This window comes from Castellaniella defragrans, from assembly GCF_014203015.1.
Classification (GTDB): domain Bacteria; phylum Pseudomonadota; class Gammaproteobacteria; order Burkholderiales; family Burkholderiaceae_B; genus Castellaniella; species Castellaniella defragrans.
In genome coordinates this window covers 61,555-78,535 of sequence record NZ_JACHIB010000014.1, presented here as the reverse complement: position 1 = coordinate 78,535, position 16,981 = coordinate 61,555, and the positions used below count along the sequence as shown (strand labels likewise).

At 72.0% G+C, this 16,981-nt stretch carries 14 protein-coding genes; 9 read left to right on the top strand and 5 right to left on the bottom strand.

Translation table 11 applies throughout. The features are described from left to right. Nucleotides 1-200 precede the first annotated feature (200 nt). Nucleotides 201-3,743 (bottom strand): transcription-repair coupling factor, encoded by a 3,543-nt coding sequence (gene mfd / locus HNR28_RS12340; RefSeq protein ID WP_151024059.1) that lies wholly within the window; start codon nucleotides 3,741-3,743, stop codon nucleotides 201-203. A 28-nt stretch (nucleotides 3,744-3,771) separates the two neighbouring features. Continuing rightward, a complete protein-coding gene (locus HNR28_RS12335) occupies nucleotides 3,772-4,605 on the bottom strand; it encodes an SIS domain-containing protein (protein WP_043685907.1) in 834 nt (277 codons plus the stop codon). Between the two features lie 252 nt (nucleotides 4,606-4,857). Between HNR28_RS12335 and edd the strand changes: the two genes are divergently transcribed. Beyond that, entirely contained in the window at nucleotides 4,858-6,690 is a 1,833-nt protein-coding gene (gene edd, locus HNR28_RS12330; protein ID WP_151024058.1) for a phosphogluconate dehydratase, read from the top strand. A 10-nt stretch (nucleotides 6,691-6,700) separates the two neighbouring features. Here the strand turns inward: edd and pgl are convergent, their stop codons facing one another. The 3 genes from pgl to zwf are packed head-to-tail and all read right to left on the bottom strand — an operon-like array spanning nucleotide 6,701 to nucleotide 9,821. Continuing rightward, on the bottom strand, nucleotides 6,701-7,363 hold the full coding sequence (pgl, locus tag HNR28_RS12325; RefSeq protein ID WP_184142923.1) for a 6-phosphogluconolactonase: 663 nt from the start codon (nucleotides 7,361-7,363) through the stop codon (nucleotides 6,701-6,703). Next, nucleotides 7,360-8,370 (bottom strand): glucokinase, encoded by a 1,011-nt coding sequence (gene glk / locus HNR28_RS12320; protein ID WP_151025292.1) that lies wholly within the window; start codon nucleotides 8,368-8,370, stop codon nucleotides 7,360-7,362. Before glk ends, pgl begins: the two co-directional genes overlap by 4 nt. Further along, nucleotides 8,367-9,821 (bottom strand): glucose-6-phosphate dehydrogenase, encoded by a 1,455-nt coding sequence (zwf, locus tag HNR28_RS12315; protein ID WP_151025291.1) that lies wholly within the window; start codon nucleotides 9,819-9,821, stop codon nucleotides 8,367-8,369. The genes glk and zwf overlap by 4 nt, the downstream gene beginning before the upstream one ends. 126 nt (nucleotides 9,822-9,947) lie before the next feature. Here zwf and HNR28_RS12310 point away from each other — a divergent pair, with 126 nt between their 5' ends. The 8 genes from HNR28_RS12310 to HNR28_RS12275 all read left to right on the top strand — a co-directional run bounded on the left by HNR28_RS12310 (nucleotide 9,948) and on the right by HNR28_RS12275 (nucleotide 16,969). Next, complete coding sequence (locus tag HNR28_RS12310) at nucleotides 9,948-10,973, top strand: LacI family DNA-binding transcriptional regulator (protein WP_151025290.1); 1,026 nt, start codon at nucleotides 9,948-9,950, stop codon at nucleotides 10,971-10,973. Nucleotides 10,974-11,151: 178 nt separating this feature from the next. Continuing rightward, on the top strand, nucleotides 11,152-11,826 hold the full coding sequence (locus tag HNR28_RS12305) for an amino acid ABC transporter permease (RefSeq protein WP_043680769.1): 675 nt from the start codon (nucleotides 11,152-11,154) through the stop codon (nucleotides 11,824-11,826). Further along, nucleotides 11,823-12,479 carry an amino acid ABC transporter permease gene (locus HNR28_RS12300; RefSeq protein WP_151025289.1) on the top strand — a complete coding sequence of 219 codons (657 nt, stop codon included), beginning with the start codon at nucleotides 11,823-11,825 and terminating at the stop codon, nucleotides 12,477-12,479. Before HNR28_RS12305 ends, HNR28_RS12300 begins: the two co-directional genes overlap by 4 nt. Nucleotides 12,480-12,557: 78 nt before the next feature. Then, on the top strand, nucleotides 12,558-13,367 hold the full coding sequence (locus HNR28_RS12295; RefSeq protein ID WP_043680775.1) for a transporter substrate-binding domain-containing protein: 810 nt from the start codon (nucleotides 12,558-12,560) through the stop codon (nucleotides 13,365-13,367). Nucleotides 13,368-13,387: 20 nt separating this feature from the next. Next, complete coding sequence (locus tag HNR28_RS12290; RefSeq protein ID WP_052355618.1) at nucleotides 13,388-14,158, top strand: amino acid ABC transporter ATP-binding protein; 771 nt, start codon at nucleotides 13,388-13,390, stop codon at nucleotides 14,156-14,158. Between the two features lie 9 nt (nucleotides 14,159-14,167). Next, entirely contained in the window at nucleotides 14,168-14,965 is a 798-nt protein-coding gene (locus HNR28_RS12285; RefSeq protein WP_043680778.1) for a TIM barrel protein, read from the top strand. Continuing rightward, nucleotides 14,952-15,902: a sugar kinase gene (locus tag HNR28_RS12280; RefSeq protein ID WP_151025288.1), complete on the top strand. Its 951-nt coding sequence runs from the start codon at nucleotides 14,952-14,954 to the stop codon at nucleotides 15,900-15,902. Before HNR28_RS12285 ends, HNR28_RS12280 begins: the two co-directional genes overlap by 14 nt. Before the next feature lie 98 nt (nucleotides 15,903-16,000). Beyond that, nucleotides 16,001-16,969, top strand: a complete 969-nt coding sequence (locus HNR28_RS12275) for a 2-hydroxyacid dehydrogenase (RefSeq protein WP_043680783.1) — start codon at nucleotides 16,001-16,003, stop codon at nucleotides 16,967-16,969. The last annotated feature ends 12 nt before the right edge of the window (nucleotides 16,970-16,981 follow it).

The window sequence follows — 16,981 nt, the reverse complement described above, 5'->3', positions numbered from 1 at the left end:
ATGAGGGTGAAATTCTAAACAATAATAATTATCAGTTCAAATAATGCGGGGCGGCGGGAAGGCGGGCCGGCGGGCCGATGGGAAGGCGGGGCGGCGGGAAGGCGGGCTGTCGGAAATACGGGCCGGTAGAGCGGCGCGCGGGTTCAGCCCCCGTCCGGCCGCTTGCGCGGCCGGCCGCCCTTGCGGCCGTTGGCGCGCGGCTACGCCGCCGCGCCCGCCAGCCTTTGCAGCAGGCCGCGCAGCTTCTGCACGCGGCCGGGCACGTCCACCGTGCCGCCGAAGGTGATCTTCAGGCGGTCGGGGCCGTTCAGGCGGACCTGGCGGTCCTGCTGCACCAGCTCGATGATGCGGATCGGGTCCACGTTGGGCTGGGCGGCGAACTGGATCGAGGCCTGGGTCTCGCCGGCGTCGATCTTGATCACGCCCAGCGGCTCGGCCAGCAGCCGCAGGCGGTGCAGCGACAGCAGGGTCTGGCCGGCCTCGGGCAGCTTGCCGTAGCGGTCGATCAGCTCTTCCTGCAGCAGGGCGAGCGCGTCGGCGTCGGCGGCGTGCGCCAGGCGCTTGTACAGGCCCAGCCGGGCCTGGACGTCGGCGCAGTAGTCCGAGGGCAGCAGCGCCGGAGCGTGCAGGTTGACCTCGCACTGGCTGCCGAAGGGCGATTCCAGGTCGGGCTCCTCGCCGGACTTCAGGGCGCGCACGGCGGCGGCCAGCATGTCGTTGTACAGGCTGTAGCCGATCTCCTGGATGTTGCCGGACTGCGATTCGCCCAGCACTTCGCCGCTGCCGCGGATCTCCAGGTCGTGCATGGCGAGGAAGAAGCCCGCGCCCAGTTCCTCCATGGACTGGATGGCCTCCAGGCGCTTCTTGGCGTTGGCGGTCATGGCGTCCTCGCCCGGGGTCAGCAGGTAGGCGTAGGCCTGGTGGTGGGACCGGCCCACCCGCCCGCGCAGCTGGTGCAGCTGCGCCAGGCCGAGCTTGTCGGCGCGGTGGATGAGGATGGTGTTGGCCGTGGGCACGTCGATGCCGGTCTCGATGATGGTGGTGCACAGCAGCACGTTGAAGCGCTGCTGGTAGAAACCCTTCATGACTTCTTCCAGCTCGCGCTCGGCCATCTGGCCGTGGGCGACGGCGATGCGGGCCTCGGGGACGAGTTCCTCCAGCCGCGCGCGGCGGTTGTGGATGGTCTCGACCTCGTTGTGCAGGAAGTAGACCTGGCCGCCGCGCTTGAGCTCGCGCAGGATGGCCTCGCGGATGGTGCTGCCGTCCTCGCGGCGCACGAAGGTCTTGATCGCCAGCCGCTTCTGCGGCGCGGTGGCGATCACGGAGAAGTCGCGGATGCCTTCCAGCGACATGCCCAGGGTGCGCGGGATGGGCGTGGCCGTCAGGGTCAGCACGTCCACCTCGGCGCGCAGGGCCTTCAGGGCCTCCTTCTGGCGCACGCCGAAGCGGTGCTCCTCGTCGATGATGACCAGGCCCAGCTGCTTGTAGCGCACCTCCCTGGAGAGGATCTTGTGCGTGCCGATGACGATGTCCACCGAGCCCTCGGCCAGGCCGGCGATGGCCTTGGCGGTTTCCTTGCCGGTGCGGAAGCGGGACAGCTCGGCGATGCGCACCGGCCAGTCGGCGAAGCGCGTGGCGAAGTTCTGCGCGTGCTGCTCGGCCAGCAGGGTGGTGGGGCACAGCAGCGCCACCTGGCGGCCGTTCATGACGGCCAGGAAGGCGGCGCGCAGGGCGACCTCGGTCTTGCCGAAGCCCACGTCGCCGCAGACCAGGCGGTCCATGGGACGCCCGGAGGTCATGTCCTGGATCACCGCCGCGATGGCGGCGGCCTGGTCGGGGGTTTCCTCGAAGCCGAAGCCCTCGGCGAAGGCCTGGTAGTCGCGGGTGGGGAACTTGAAGCGCAGGCCTTCGCGGGCGGCCCGCTTGGCGTAGAGGGCCAGCAGTTCGGCGGCCGTGTCGCGCGCCTGGCGCGCGGCCTTGCGGCGGGCCTTCTCCCACTGGCCCGAGCCCAGCGGATGCAGCGGCGCCTGGTCCGGATCGGCGCCGCTGTAGCGGGCGATCAGGTGCAGCTGCGAGACCGGCACGTACAGGGTGGCGTCGCGCGCGTATTCCAGGTGCAGCAGCTCGATGGGGCCTTCGCCCAGGTCCATGCTGACCAGGCCGCGGTAGCGGCCGATGCCGTGCTGCACGTGCACCACCGGGTCGCCCACGTGCAGCTCGGCCAGGTCGCGCACCATGGCGTCGACGTCGCTGCTGCGCTCGTGGCGGCGCGTGCGCGGCGGGCGGCCGGCCTGGGCGGGGTAGAGGTCGTTTTCCGTCAGCACCGCCAGGCCGGCGGGCGGCGCCTGGAAGCCGCCCGACAGCGGGGCCACCACCAGGGAAAAATGGCCCCCGCGCTGCGCCTCCGGCTTGCCGCCGCCCGAGGGGGCGCCTTCCGTCCCGGGGCGGTCCGGCGAGGGAAGGCGCGCTTCGCTCTGCAGCCAGTCTTGCCAGGTATCGAAGATGGCGTCGGGCTTCAGATGGTAGTCGGCCAGCAGTTCGGCGATGGTCTCGCGCCGGCCGGCGGAGTCCACGCACAGCGCCGTGCGTAGCGGGGTCGCGTCCAGGTGGCGGCGCAGGTCGGCCAGGGGGTCGTCGGCGCGGCGGTTGACGGCCGCGGGCGGGCAGGGGGCGAAGTCCGGATGCGTGCCTTCGCCGGTGAACGCCAGGCGGGCCAGGCCGCGCAGGCGGGCGTGAAAGGCCTCGTCGTCCAGGAACAGGGCGTCGGGCGGCAGCACCGGGCGTTCCGGGTCGGACTTCAGGAACTGCCAGCGGTTGCGCGCGTCCTGCGTGAAGCGGTCGATGGCCGCCGGGGCGTCGCCCAGCGTGACGGCGAGCGTGTCGGGCGGCAGGTAGTCGAACAGCGTGGCCGTCTGCTCGAAGAACAGCGGCAGGTAGTACTCGATGCCGGCGAAGGCGATGCCGCTGCCGATGTCCCTGTAGGGCAGGGCGCGCGACGGGTCGCCCTCGAAGACTTCGCGGAAGCGCGCGCGGAAGCGGTTGCGTGCGGCCTCGTCCATGGGGAATTCGCGGCCGGGCAGCAGCTCGATCTCGCGCACCGGGTACAGGCTGCGCTGGGTGTCGCCGTCGAAGCTGCGGATGGATTCGATCTCGCGGTCGAACAGGTCGATGCGGTAGGGCAGGGCCGATCCCATGGGGAACAGGTCAATCAGGCCGCCGCGGATGCAGAATTCGCCGGGCGCGCCGACCTGGGTGACGTGGCTGTAGTTGGCCAGGGTCAGCTGGGTGCGCAGGCGGTCCTCGTCCAGGGCGTCGCCCTGGCGGAAATGGAAGGTGTAGGCCGCCAGGAAGGCGGGCGGGGCCAGCCGGACCAGCGCGGTGGTGACCGGCACCACCAGGATGTCCACGGCGCCCTGGCTCAGGGCGTGCAGGGTGCGCAGGCGTTCGGAAATCAGGTCCTGGTGCGGCGAGAAGCTGTCGTAGGGCAGGGTTTCCCAGTCGGGCAGGAAGCGCACGCGCAGGTCCGGGTCGAACAGGGCGGTCTCGTCGGCCAGGCGCCGGGCGGCCAGCGGGTCGGCGCAGAAGGCGGCCAGGGGATGCCGGGCCTCGCGCGCCAGGGCGGCCAGCAGCAGGGCGTCGCCCGAGCCCGGCGGGCGCGGCTGGGCGTAGCGCTGGCCGGGCCGCAGGGCGGCCAGGGTGGGGCCGACCGAGGGCAGGGAAGGAATGGAAATCGGGTGGTCCATGAGGGTCCGGTGGGAGTGGCGGCGGGGGTTACGGCCGGCGCTTGCCGAGCAGGCTTTTCTTGGTCTTTTCCAGCACCCGGCTGGCCTGGTCGCCGCGCCGCAGGGCCACGCCCAGGGCCAGCACGTCGATGATCGCCAGGTGCGCCAGCCGCGAGATCATGGGGCTGTAGAGCGCGGTGTCCTCCTGGGTGTCGGCGCGCAGGTGCAGCGTCGCCAGTTCGGCCAGGGGCGTGCCCGAGGCGGTGATGGCGACGAGGGGGCAGCCGTTGGCCCGCGCCAGGCCGGCGGCTTCGAGCAGTTCGCGCGAGCGGCCCGAGTGCGAGATGGCTACCAGCGCGTCGGCCGGACCCAGCAGCGAGGCCGCCATGGCCTGGATGTGGCTGTCGGCATAGGCGGCGACCGCCAGGTCGTAGCGGAAGAACTTGTGCTGCGCGTCGGCGGCGACGATGCCGGAATTGCCCACGCCGTAGAACTCGATGCGGCGCGCCCGCGCCAGCAGGTCGATGGCCGCTTCGAGCGCGGCGGGGTCGAGCGCGTCGCGCACGCGCAGCAGCGCCGAGACGGCGTTGTCGAAGACCTTGCCGGTCAGGCCGGCCACGCTTTCGTCGGGCCGCAGCGAGGAATGCACGTAGGGCACCCCGGCCATCAGGCTGGCGGCCAGCCTGACCTTGAAATCCGGCCATCCCGCATGGCCCAGCGCGCGGCAGAAGCGGATGACCGTGGGCTCGCTGACTTCGGCCGCCCGGGCGATCTCGCCGATGGTCATGCGCGCGACCTCGCCGGGCTGGGCGAGCGCCAGGCGCGCGACACGGGCGGCGGCGCGGCTCAGCCTGGGCAGACGGGCGCGCAGCTCGGGCAGGATGGATGTGTTCATGAGGGCACCAGTATAAAGGCGCGATGAGATCGGACACGGAATGGTCCCTGCGGACCATTCCGTGCCTATCGAATCCGACCGGCCTGCAGGCCGGGAGGTGGGGGGGATCGGACACGAAAGTAGCAAAACTACGTTAAATAAGAAAAATTCGTTTTTAACGAAGAAAAATGTAGTTCGACTATAAAAAGACCTATACTGAAACTCCCTCGTCCCATTCCATCCCGCCCTCCGGAGGCTGCCGTGACCCTTCATCCCGTCGTCCAGTCCGTCACCGAACGCATCGCCGCCCGCAGCCGCGCCACGCGCGAGCGCTACCTGGCGCGCAGCCGCGCCGCCTATGGGAAAAAGACCCAGCGCGCCGGGCTGGCGTGCGCCAACCTGGCCCACGCCCTGGCGGCCGAGCCCGCTGCCGCCAAGGCGCGCCTGGCGGGCTCCGAACGGCCCAACCTGGCCATCGTCTCGGCCTACAACGACATGCTCTCGGCGCACCAGCCGCTGGGGCGCTATCCGGCCTGGATCCGGCAGGCCGCCTTCGCCGCCGGCGGCAGCGCGCAGTTCGCGGGCGGCGTGCCCGCCATGTGCGACGGCATCACGCAGGGCCAGGCGGGCATGGAACTGAGCCTGTTTTCCCGCGACGTGATCGCCATGGCCACGGCGATCGCGCTCAGCCACCAGATGTTCGACGCGGCGGTCTGCCTGGGGGTGTGCGACAAGATCGTGCCGGGCATGCTGATCGGCGCGCTCGGCTTCGGCCACCTGCCGGTGGTCTTCGTGCCGGCCGGTCCGATGCCTTCGGGCCTCTCCAACGAGGAAAAGTCCCGCGTGCGGCAGCGGCATGCGCAGGGCGAGGTGGGCCGCGACGCGCTGCTGGCCTCGGAAATGGCGGCCTATCACGCGCCCGGCACCTGTACCTTCTACGGCACGGCCAATTCCAACCAGATGCTGATGGAGATCATGGGCCTGCACCTGCCGGGGGCGTCCTTCGTGCCGCCGGGCACCGCGCTGCGCGAGGCCCTGACGCGCGAGGCCGCGCGCCACGCGCTGGGCCTGGCCGCCGGAGGCGGGCGCTTCACGCCGGTGGCCGAAGTCATCGACGAGCGCGCGCTGGTCAACGGCATCGTCGGCCTGCTGGCCACCGGCGGCTCCACCAACCACACCCTGCACCTGGTGGCGGTCGCCCGCGCGGCGGGCATCGCCATCGACTGGGACGATTTTTCCGAGCTGTCGGCGGTGGTGCCGCTGCTGGCGCGCGTCTATCCGAACGGCCCGGCCGACGTGAACCAGTTCCAGGCGGCGGGCGGCATGGCGGTCCTGATCCGCAGCCTGCGCGAGGCCGGGCTGCTGCACGAGGACGTGACCACCATCATGGGCCGGGGGCTGGAGGCCTACACGCGCCGCCCGGCGTTGCGCGACGGTGCGCTGGTCTGGGAGGACGGCCCGCGCGCCTCGGCGGACGCGGCGGTGCTGCGCGCGGCGGACGCGCCCTTCAGCCCCGACGGCGGGCTGAAGCTGCTGCGCGGCAACCTGGGGCGCGCGGTGATCAAGGTGTCCGCCGTCGCGCCCGAGCACCGCGTGGTCGAGGCCCCCGCGCGGATCTTCGAGACCCAGGCGGCGCTGCTCGAAGCCTTCGGGCGCGGCGAACTGGAGCGCGACCTGGTGGCGGTGCTGCGCTTCCAGGGGCCGCGCGCCAACGGCATGCCCGAACTGCACCAGTTGACGCCCGCGCTGTCCGTGCTGCAGGCCCGCGGCCACCGGGTGGCCCTGGTCACCGACGGCCGCATGTCGGGCGCCTCGGGCAAGGTGCCCGCCGCCATCCACGTCACGCCCGAGGCCTGCGCGGGCGGGCCGCTGGCGCGGCTGCGCGACGGCGACCTCGTGCGGCTGGACGCCGTCGCCGGCACGCTGGAGGTGCGGGGGGACGCGGCCTGGCTGGCGCGCGCGCCGGCCGCCTTCGATCCGGAGGCGTCCGCGCAGGGAATCGGCCGCGACCTGTTCGGCGTGGCCCGCGCCCACGCGGACGGGGCCGAGCAGGGCGCCTGCTTTTTCCAGTGGCCGCAGTGGGCGGGCCGCTGAGCGGATGCCGCTACGGGCACCAGTGGATTTCCGGCGTGGCGGCCCCGGCCAGGACCGCGCCGATCGGCGGGCCGGCGCGGCCCGCGCGCAGCGCCCGTTCCAGCACGGCGCGCTTGTCGCCGCCCGAAAGGGCGACGAACAGCCGGTCCGCGCCCAGGATCGCCGCCAGGTTCAGGGTGACGCGGCGCCAGGGCGCGGCCGGCGGGGTGACGAAGACGTAGGCGGGCGGGCGGCCCGGATCCAGGGCGGCGGCCAGTTCCGGCGCATCGGGAAACAGGGAGGCGGTGTGGCCGTCGGCGCCCATGCCCAGCACCAGCGCGTCGATGCGCGCGGGCGCGCGGATCGGCCGCCCGGCGGCGTCCAGGGGCGGCGTGAAGCGCGCGGCGGCGGCCGGCCCGCGCAGCAGGCGCCGGCGCACCAGCCCTTCATTGCGCTCGTCCGACTCCTCCGGGGCGAGGCGCTCGTCGACCAGGACGACGCGGATGCGCGCCCAGGGCAGGGCCGCGTCGTGCAGGACGTCGAACAGCGGGCCGGGCGAGCGGCCGCCCGAGACCGCCAGGCAGGCCTCGCCGTGGCGGCCGGCGGCCTCCGCCAGCACGGCGGCCAGCGCCGCCGCGAGCGCGCGGGCCTGGGCCGCCGGATCGGCGGCGATGCGCCAGACGGGCAGATTCATGCGGCGGGCTCCCCGGATCGGGCCAGTTGGGCGAGGACGCGGGCCGCGCCCAGCAGGGCGGGGTGCTGCGCCTGGATGACCCGCGTCGGGATGCGGGCCAGGTAGCCGCGGAACCGCCCCTGGTCCTCGAAGCGGGCGCGGAAGGGAGAGCGGTCGAAGAACGCGCCCAGCCGCGGCACGATGCCCCCGCCGATGCAGATGCCGCCGTGCGCGCCCAGGATCAGGGCCAGGTCGGCGGCGGCCGTGCCGAGGAAGGCGCACAGGCTGTCGAGGGCCTGCACGCACAGCGGATCCGTGCCGGCGAGCGCCCGCGCGCCGATTTCCGCCGCGTCCAGCGCGGCCACGGCCACGCCCTGGCGCGCGGCGTGGGCCAGGTACAGGTTTTCCAGCCCGGGGCCGGACACCAGGCGTTCGGCCGAAACGTGGCCGTGGCGCTCGCCGATCCATTCGATCAGCTCGGCCTCCTCGCGTCCGCGCGCGGCCAGCGTGGCGTGGCCGCCTTCCCCGGCCACGGGGACATAGTCCGCGCCGCAGGGGACGAGCCCGGAGACGCCCAGGCCCGTGCCGGGGCCGATCAGGCCGATCGCCGCGCCGGCCCGGGGCGCGCCGCCGCCGACCTGGCGCAGGTCGGCGGGGCGCAGCGCCGGGATCGCCATGGCCAGCACGGCGAAATCGTTCATCACCCGCAGCACGTCCAGCCCCAGGGCGGCCCGCAGCGCCGAGATCGAGAAGCGCCAGTGGAGGTTGGTCATGCGCACCTGGTCTTCCCAGACCGGGCTGGCGATGCCGAAGGCGCACCAGCGCGGCGCGGGCGCGCGGACCGCTTCCAGGTAGGCGGCGATGGCCTGCGCCGGGCCGCCGAAGGCCGGGCTGGGCAGGACGCGGGTGTGGACCAGGGGCTCGCCCTCGGCCAGGATCAGGGCGAAGCGGGCGTGGGTGCCGCCGATGTCGCCGACCAGCCGGGGGAAGGTATCCCCGGCGGCCGTGGGAAGCGCCGCGCGCGTCATGGGTCCTGCCCTTCGAGATCCAGCCCGGTGTGCCAGTACAGGCCGTGGCGGGCCAGCATGGCCTCGGCTGCGGCGGGGCCCCAGGAGCCGGCAGCGTAGGGTTCGGCGGCCTGGCCCACCTCCGTCCAGGCCCGCAGGATGGGCTCGATCCAGCGCCAGGCGGCCTCCTGCTCGTCGCGGCGCACGAACAGGGTCAGGTTGCCCTTGAGGATGTCGCCCAGCAGCCACTCGTAGGCCGCCAGCCGGCGGGACTGCGAGGCCTTGGAAAAATCGAGGTTCAGCGACACCGGCTGCAGGCGCATGCCGTCGCCGGGCCGCTTGGCCATCAGGTGCAGCGACAGGGTTTCCTGCGGCTGCATGCGGATGACGATGCGGTTGGCCTGGAGGCCGGCCAGGGGCGTGTCGAAGATCGACGTGGGCACGTCGCGGAACGAAATCACGATTTCCGCCAGGCGCCGGTGCATGCGCTTGCCGGTGCGCAGGAAGAACGGCACGCCGGCCCAGCGCCAGTTGTTGATGCGCGCCGTCAGGGCGACGAAGGTCTCGACCTGGCTGTCGGCCTGGACGCCGGCTTCCTCGCGGTAGGCGGGCCCGGCCGCCGAGGCCAGATATTGGCCGCGCACCGTGTGCGTCAGCACGGCCGCGCCGCCCAGCGGCTCCAGCGCGGCGAGCACCTTCAGCTTTTCGTCGCGCACGGCGTCGGCATGGATGCTGGGCGGGGACTCCATGGCGATGATGCACAGCATCTGCAGCAGGTGGCTCTGCACCATGTCCCGCAGCGCGCCGGTGTGGTCGTAGAACTCGCCGCGCGAGCCGATGCCTTCCTGTTCGGCGACCGTGATCTGGACGTCGCGCACCCATTCGCGGCGCCAGAGCGGTTCGAGCAGGGTGTTGCCGAAGCGCAGGGCCAGCAGGTTCTGGACCGCTTCCTTGCCCAGGTAGTGATCGACGCGGTAGGTCCGGGATTCCAGGAAATAGCGGCCGATGTCGTCGTTGATGGCCTGCGAGGAGGCCAGGTCCTGGCCGAGGGGCTTTTCCACGGCGATCCGGCTGTCGGGCAGGATCAGGTCGTGGGCGTGGAGCCCGCGGCAGATGGGGGAGAACAGCGACGGCGCGGTGGACAGGTAGAACACGCGCGTGCGGTCCGGCCGCAGGCGCGCGGCCAGCGCGGCGAAGCCTTCCTGCTGGTGGACGTTCAGCGGCTGGTAGTGCAGCCGCTGCTCGAAGCCGGCCCAGTCGCGCAGCAGCAGGCCGCGCGCCTCCAGCGCGGCGCGCAGCCATGCCCGGTAGGCGTCGTCGTCGTGGGGCGTGCGCCCGCTGGCGACGATCCGCATCGGGTCGGGCAGCAGGCCCTGGCAGTGCAGGCGGTACAGGGCGGGCAGCAGCTTGCGCACGGCGAGATCCCCGGTGCCGCCGAAGAGGATGAAGTCGGTGTCTGGAAGCGCGCTCATGGTTTCGGTGCGGGGGGCGGGTCGGCCGTGTGGGGTGGCGTGGTGTGGAATAGGGCTCCGCATCCATTATGTAGTAAAAGTACAGTCCCGCTCCGCTCCCCGCGCATCCTTCCGGACTTTCCGCCCATGAGCAATCATCCGCCGCGCAGCACGATCGCCGACGTGGCCCGCCACGCGGGGGTTTCCAAGGCCACGGTATCGCGGTTCCTGAACCACCGCGACACCCTGCTGTCGCCGGAAATCGCCCGCCGGGTCGAGGCCGCGATCGAGGCCCTGTCCTATACGCCCAGCCCGATGGCCCGGGCGCTCAAGCGCGGCCGCTCGCGGCTGATCGGCCTGGTGGTGGCCGACATCACCAATCCCTATTCCGTCGCCGTGCTGAGCGGGGCCGAGCAGGCCTGCCGCCAGGCGGGCTACCTGATGATGCTGTTCAACCTGGGCAACGAGCGCGAGCGCGAGAGCGTGGGCCTGCAGGTGCTGTCCACTTACCAGGTCGAGGGCTTCATCCTGAACACCATGGGCCTGGAGCAGGGCGCGGTGCTGACGCCGGCCCTGCGCGGCCGGCCGGTGGTGCTGGTCGATCGCCTGCACCAGGGCCTGGACGTCGATTTCGTCTCGCTGGACAACCGCCAGGCCGTCGATGCCTGCCTGGACCACCTGATGGCCGCGGGCTACCGCGATTTCCTGTTCGTCAGCGAGCCGCTGGGCGCGGTCAGTTCCCGCATCGAGCGCATCCGCGCCTACGAGACGCGGCTGGCGGCCCTGGGCGCGCCGGCCACCGGCTGGTGGATCGAGGCGGGCGCCGGCGATCCGTCCGGCCTGGCACGGGCCTTGCGGGATCTGCGCGCCGGCGCGCGCCGCCCGCCCGCGGTGATCGCGGGCAACGGGGTCGTGACCATGCGCATCGTGGCCGCCGTGGCGGAACTGGGCTGGCGCCTGGGGCCGGACATCGGCCTGATCGGCATCGACGACACGCCCTGGGCGCCGTACGTCGGGCCGGGCATCAGCGCGGTGGCGCAGCCCACCGATGCCCTGGGCAGCCTGGCGGCGCAATGCCTGATCGAGCGCATCGGCGGACTGGCCGTGCCCGCCCGCACGATCCGTCTGCCCGGGACGCTGATGGCGCGGGGTTCGACGCGGCTGGAGCCGTAGGCGGGCCGCCGGCGGCCGCCCGGATCGGCGCGCTCCGCGGGGCGCGGCGTGGAAAGATGTGCCATCGGACGGGCGGCGACGCGATCCGATGCGCCCAGGGTTAGCCCCGATTTTCAAAGGCGGTGCGCTTCAGTACAATGAAACCGGTTTCATCGATGCGGATTCCCCGGCGATCCCCATGAATTACACCTTCCAGTTCGGTCCGGTATTCCAGGCATGGCCGCTGCTGCTGCACGGCACGTGGATGACGATCCAGCTCTCCGGCCTGGCGATGCTGCTCGGCCTGGCGGTGGCGGTGCTGTGCGCCTGGGGCAAGACGTCGGGGCCGGCGCCGCTGCGGGCGCTGATCCAGGTCTACATCGAACTCATCCGCAACACGCCGTTCCTGGTCCAGCTGTTCTTTTTCTTCTTCGCGCTGCCGGCCGTCGGCGTGCGCTGGTCGCCCTACACGGCGGCGCTGGTGGCCATGACGGTCAATCTGGGCGCCTACGCCACGGAAATCGTGCGCGCCGGGATCGAGGCCATCCCGCGCGGCCAGATCGAGGCCGGCCTGGCGCTGAATCTCACGCGGGTCGAGATCTTCCGCTTCGTGGTGCTGAAACCCGCGCTGCGCGCCATCTATCCGGCGCTCACCAGCCAGTTCATCCTGCTGATGCTGGCCTCCAGCGTGGTGTCGGTGATCTCGGCCGACGACCTGACCTCGGTGGCCGCCACCCTGCAGTCCGAGACCTTCCGCAGCTTCGAGATCTACATCGTCATCACGCTGATCTACCTGGCGCTGACGCTGTGCTTCTCCTACGTCTTCCGCCGGATCCACGACCGGTATCTCAGCTATCCGGACGGCCGCTCATGAGAACCTTCGGCTCCTCCGACTTCTGGTACATCCTGCAGGCCGCCCAGTGGACGGTGCTGCTGTCGATCATCGCCTTCATCGGCGGCGGCCTGGTCGGGCTGGCGGTGGCCCTGGCGCGCACCGGCGCGAACCGCGCCCTCCGGACGCTGGCCACGGGATTCATCAAGGTGTTCCAGGGCACGCCGCTGCTGCTGCAGCTGTTCCTGGTGTTCTTCGGCGCGCCGGTGGTCGGCTTCGAGGTCGATCCCTGGACGGCCGCGGCCGTGGCGCTGACGCTGAACGCGGGCTCGTTCCTGGGCGAGATCTGGCGCGGCTGCATCGAAGCCGTGCCGCGCGGCCAGTGGGAAGCCGCCGCCGCCCTGGGGCTGAACTACCGCGACCGCCTGCGCGACGTGATCCTGCCGCAGGCGCTCAAGATCGCCGTGCCGCCCACGGTCGGCTATCTGGTCCAGGTCATCAAGGGCACGTCGCTTGCCGCCATCATCGGCTTCACCGAACTGACCCGCGCCGGCCAGATCGTGAACAACGCCACGTTCGAGCCCATGGTGGTGTTCTCCATCGTGGCGGCCCTGTATTTCCTGCTGTGCTGGCCGCTGTCGCTGCTGGCCGGGCGGATGGAGCGGCGCCTGGCGCTTTCCCAGGCGCGCGAATGAGCGCCTGATTTCCGGGGCGAGTCCCGCCCCTTTTCAGTGTCAACAGGCCCCAGGCCGACAACCTCACGGAGACGTACTATGTTCAAGAGTCACACCTTGCGCGGCATATTGGGGGGCACCCTGCTGGCCGCCTGCGCCACCCTGGCCGTCGGCCTGGCGCCCGCGGCTTCGGCCGAGACCATCGACCAGGTCAGGCAGAAGGGCGAGCTGACGGTCGGCATGCTGGTCGATTTCCCGCCCTACGGCATCATGAACGCCGAGAACCAGCCCGACGGCTACGACGCCGACGTGGCCAAGCTCCTCGCCAAGGACCTGGGCGTGAAGCTCAAGATCGTGCCGGTCACCGGCCCCAACCGCATCCCCTACCTGCTGACCGACAAGGTCGACGTGCTGGTGGCCTCGCTGGCGATCACGCCGGAGCGGGCCAAGCAGGTGCAGTTCTCGCACCCGTACTCGGCCGCGCAGATCGTGGTGTTCGGCGGCAAGGACCTGAAGATCTCCGGTCCGGAAGGCCTGTCGGGCAAGAAGATCGGCGTGGCGCGCGCCAGCACCCAGGACATCGCGGTCAGCAAGATCGCCCCGAAGGACGCCGACATCCGCCGCTTCGACGACGACGCCTCGGCCATGCAGGCCCTGCTGTCGGGCCAGGTCGATGCGATCGGCTGCTCCACCACGGTGGCCGCCGGCATCGCCAAGCGCGCCCCGGACCGCTTCGACAACAAGTTCGTGCTGCTGCAGCAGGAAATGGCGGTCGCCATGCGCCCGGGCCAGCCGGAAACGCTCAAGGCCGTCAACGAGCTGATCGACCGCAACGTCCAGAACGGCGAATTCAGCAAGCTCTACCAGAAGTGGCTGGGCACGCCGCTGCCCCAGCTGAAGCAATCCTGATCGACTCCCGACCCGCCGCCATGACCGCGACCCCGACCCGCAACGCGCCTCCGGGCGCTCCGATCATCCAGATCGAGAAGCTCAACAAATGGTATGGGCAGTTCCATGCCCTGACCGACATCGACCTGACGGTGGCGGCGGGCGAGCGCATCGTGATCTGCGGGCCTTCGGGTTCGGGCAAGTCCACCCTGATCCGCTGCATCAACGGCCTGGAGTCCATCCGGGACGGGCGCATCGTGGTGGACGGCATCGTCCTGGGCGCCGACGGGCGCGGGGTCGATGCCGTGCGGCAGGAAGTCGGCATGGTGTTCCAGCAGTTCAACCTGTTTCCGCACATGACGGTGCTGCGCAACTGCATGCTGGCGCCGATGCGCTCGCGCGGGCTGAAGGCCGACCAGGCCGAGGCCCTGGCGATGGAATATCTGTCGCGCGTGCGGATCGCCGAGCAGGCGCACAAATACCCCAGCCAGCTCTCGGGCGGGCAGCAGCAGCGCGTGGCCATCGCCCGCGCGCTGTGCATGACCCCCAAGGTCATGCTGTTCGACGAGCCCACCTCCGCGCTGGACCCGGAAATGGTCAAGGAGGTCCTGGACACCATGATCGGCCTGGCGCGCGACGGCATGACCATGCTGTGCGTGACCCACGAGATGGGCTTCGCCCGCAGCGTGGCCGACCGGGTGATCTTCATGGCCGACGGCCGGATCGTCGAGCAGGCGCCGCCGGACCAGTTCTTCGAGAACCCGAGCCACGAGAAGACGCGCAGCTTCCTCGGCCAGATCCTGAATCACTGAGGGCCGGCCATGCACATGCAGATTCCGGCGCGCGGCGCGCTGGTGTCCCTGACGGCGTTCGGCGCCGACGAAGTCCGGCGCCATGGCCAGGCCTGGTTCGCGCGCCTGGCGCGCACGGCCGGCGCCGACGGCATCGAGGTGCGCGGCGAGCTGCTGCGCGAGGATGCCGCGGGCGAGCTCGACGCGCTGGCGGCGCTGGCCGCCGAGGCCGGCCTGGCGCGCGTCTATTCCAGTCCGCGCGGGATCTGGGACGCCTCCGGCCGCCTCGACGAGGCCGCGGTGCGCGAAGGCCTGGAGCGCGCGGCCCGGCTGGGGGCGGCCTGGCTGAAAATGTCGATCGGCGGCTTCGCACCGCACGCCCCGGCGGGCCTGGACAGCCTGCGGATCCTGCTGGCCGGCGCGCCGGTCGAGCTGCTGGTGGAGAACGACCAGACGGAATCGGCGGGCACGGTCCCGGCCCTGCGGGCCTTCTTCCGCGCGGCCGACGATGCCGGGCTGCCGCTGGGCATGACCTTCGACATGGGCAACTGGCACTGGGTGGGCGAATGCCCCCTGCGGGCGGCCGGCGTCTTCGGGTCGCGCGTGCGCTACGTGCATTGCAAAGGGGCGCTGCGGCGTCCCGACCGCTGGGTGGCCGTGCCGCTGGAGTCGTCCGCCGCGCCCTGGCGCGCGGTGCTGCGGGCGCTGCCCGCCGCCGCCCCCCGGGCCATCGAATATCCGCTGACGGGCGCGGATCTCGCCCGGATCACCGGCCAGGCGCTGGACGCGCTGCGCCGACTGGAGCAATCTTCCCATGACAACGACTGAACCGCTCGACGTCGTCACGCTGGGCGAGGCGATGGTGATGCTGGTGGCCGGGCAGCCCGGGCCGCTGGAACAGGTGGAGATCTTCCACAAGCGCACCGCCGGCGCCGAGACCAACGTGGCCATCGGCCTGGCCCGCCTGGGCCTGCACGTGGGCTGGGGCAGCCGCCTGGGACAGGATTCCCTGGGCCGCTACCTGCTCGACAGCCTGCGTGGCGAGGGCGTGGACTGTTCGCGCGTGGCCCTGGCGCCGGGCGAGCGCACCGGCCTGCTGTTCAAGGGCCGGGTCCTGGACGGCAGCGACCCCAAGGTCGAATACCACCGGGCGGGCTCGGCCGCCAGCCGCATGCGCCTGGACGACGTGGACCTGGACTGGCTGCTGTCGGCCCGCCACCTGCACGCCACCGGGGTGTTCGCGGCGGTGTCGGCGGACAGCTTCGAGGTGTCGCGCCAGACCATGCGCCTGATGCGCAAGGCCGGCCGGACCGTGTCCTTCGATACCAACCTGCGTCCCACGTTGTGGGCCTCGACCGAGGCCATGCGCGCCGGCATCAACGAACTGGCCGCCCTGGCGGACTGGGTGCTGCCCGGCATCGAGGAAGGACGCCTCCTGACCGGCGAGCACGAGCCCGAAGCCGTCGCGCGCTTCTACCTCGGCCTGGGCGCGCGCCTGGTGGTCGTCAAGCTCGGCCCCGACGGGGCGTATTACGATGACGGCACGCGCAGCGGCCACGTGCCGGCCAGCCCGGTGGAGCGCGTCGTCGATACCGTCGGCGCGGGCGACGGCTTCGCCGTGGGGGTGATCAGCGGCCTGCTCGAAGGCCTGCCGCTGGAACGCGCCGTGGCGCGCGGGGCCTGGATCGGCGCGCGCGCGGTGCAGGTGCGCGGCGACACCGAAGGCCTGCCCACCCGGGCCGTGCTGGGGCTGGCCGGGCTGTAGCCGGCCGGTTCGTCGGCCGGCTTGCCGGCCTGCCGCCCGCGGGGCGGCGCGGCGACCGGTCCATCTTGGCCAATCCATCTTTTCAGGGAGTCCGTCTCATGCCACGCCAGACCGTCCTCGTCTACCGCGAACTGCCCCAGCCGCAGCTGGCGCGGATCCAGGCGGAGCACGAGGTCATCCAGGCCGATCCCCGGCGCGAGGACCAGCGCGAGGCGTTCTTCCAGGCGCTGGGCCGGGTCCAGGGCATGATCGGCTCCAGCGTCCGCCTGGACGCGGCGATGCTCGACCGGGCGCCCGCCCTGCGGGTGGTGTCCAGCATCTCGGTGGGCGTGGACGCCTATCCGCTGGCCGCGCTGCGCGAGCGCGGCATCGTGCTGTGCCACACGCCCGGGGTGCTGACCGAATCGGTGGCGGACCTGCTGTTCGGCATGGTGCTGGCCACCAGCCGCCGGCTGTGCGACATGGCGAGCCTGGTGCGCGAAGGGCGGTGGGTGCGCAACGTCGGCCCCGAGGAATACGGCTGGGACGTGCACGGCAAGACCCTGGGCATCGTCGGCTACGGCCGCATCGGCCAGGCGCTGGCGCGCCGGGCGGCGCTGGGCTTCGGCATGCCGGTCGTCTATCACGCCCGGCGCCCGGTCGGCAGCGGCCTGCCGCCCGGCAAGGCGCGCGCCGCCGGACTGGACGAGCTGCTGGAGGCGGCCGATTTCGTGGTGCTGGTCCTGCCGCTGACCGACTCCACGCGCGGCCTGATCGGGCCGCAGGCCTTCGCCCGCATGAAGCCCGGCGCGATCCTGATCAATGGCGCGCGCGGCCCCATCGTGCAGGAGCGCGCCCTGCTGGACGCGCTGGAGAGCGGGCGCCTGCGCGCGGCCGGGCTGGACGTGTTCGACGTCGAGCCGCTGCCGCCGGACTCGCCGCTGCGCGGCCATCCGCGCATCCTGGCGCTGCCGCACATCGGCTCGGCCACGCACGAGACGCGCACGGCCATGGCGGCCATGGCGGTCGACAATCTGTTGCGGGTGCTGCGGGGCGAGGCTCCGGCGGCCGCCTATCCGCTCGGTTGATGGCAGGTTGAA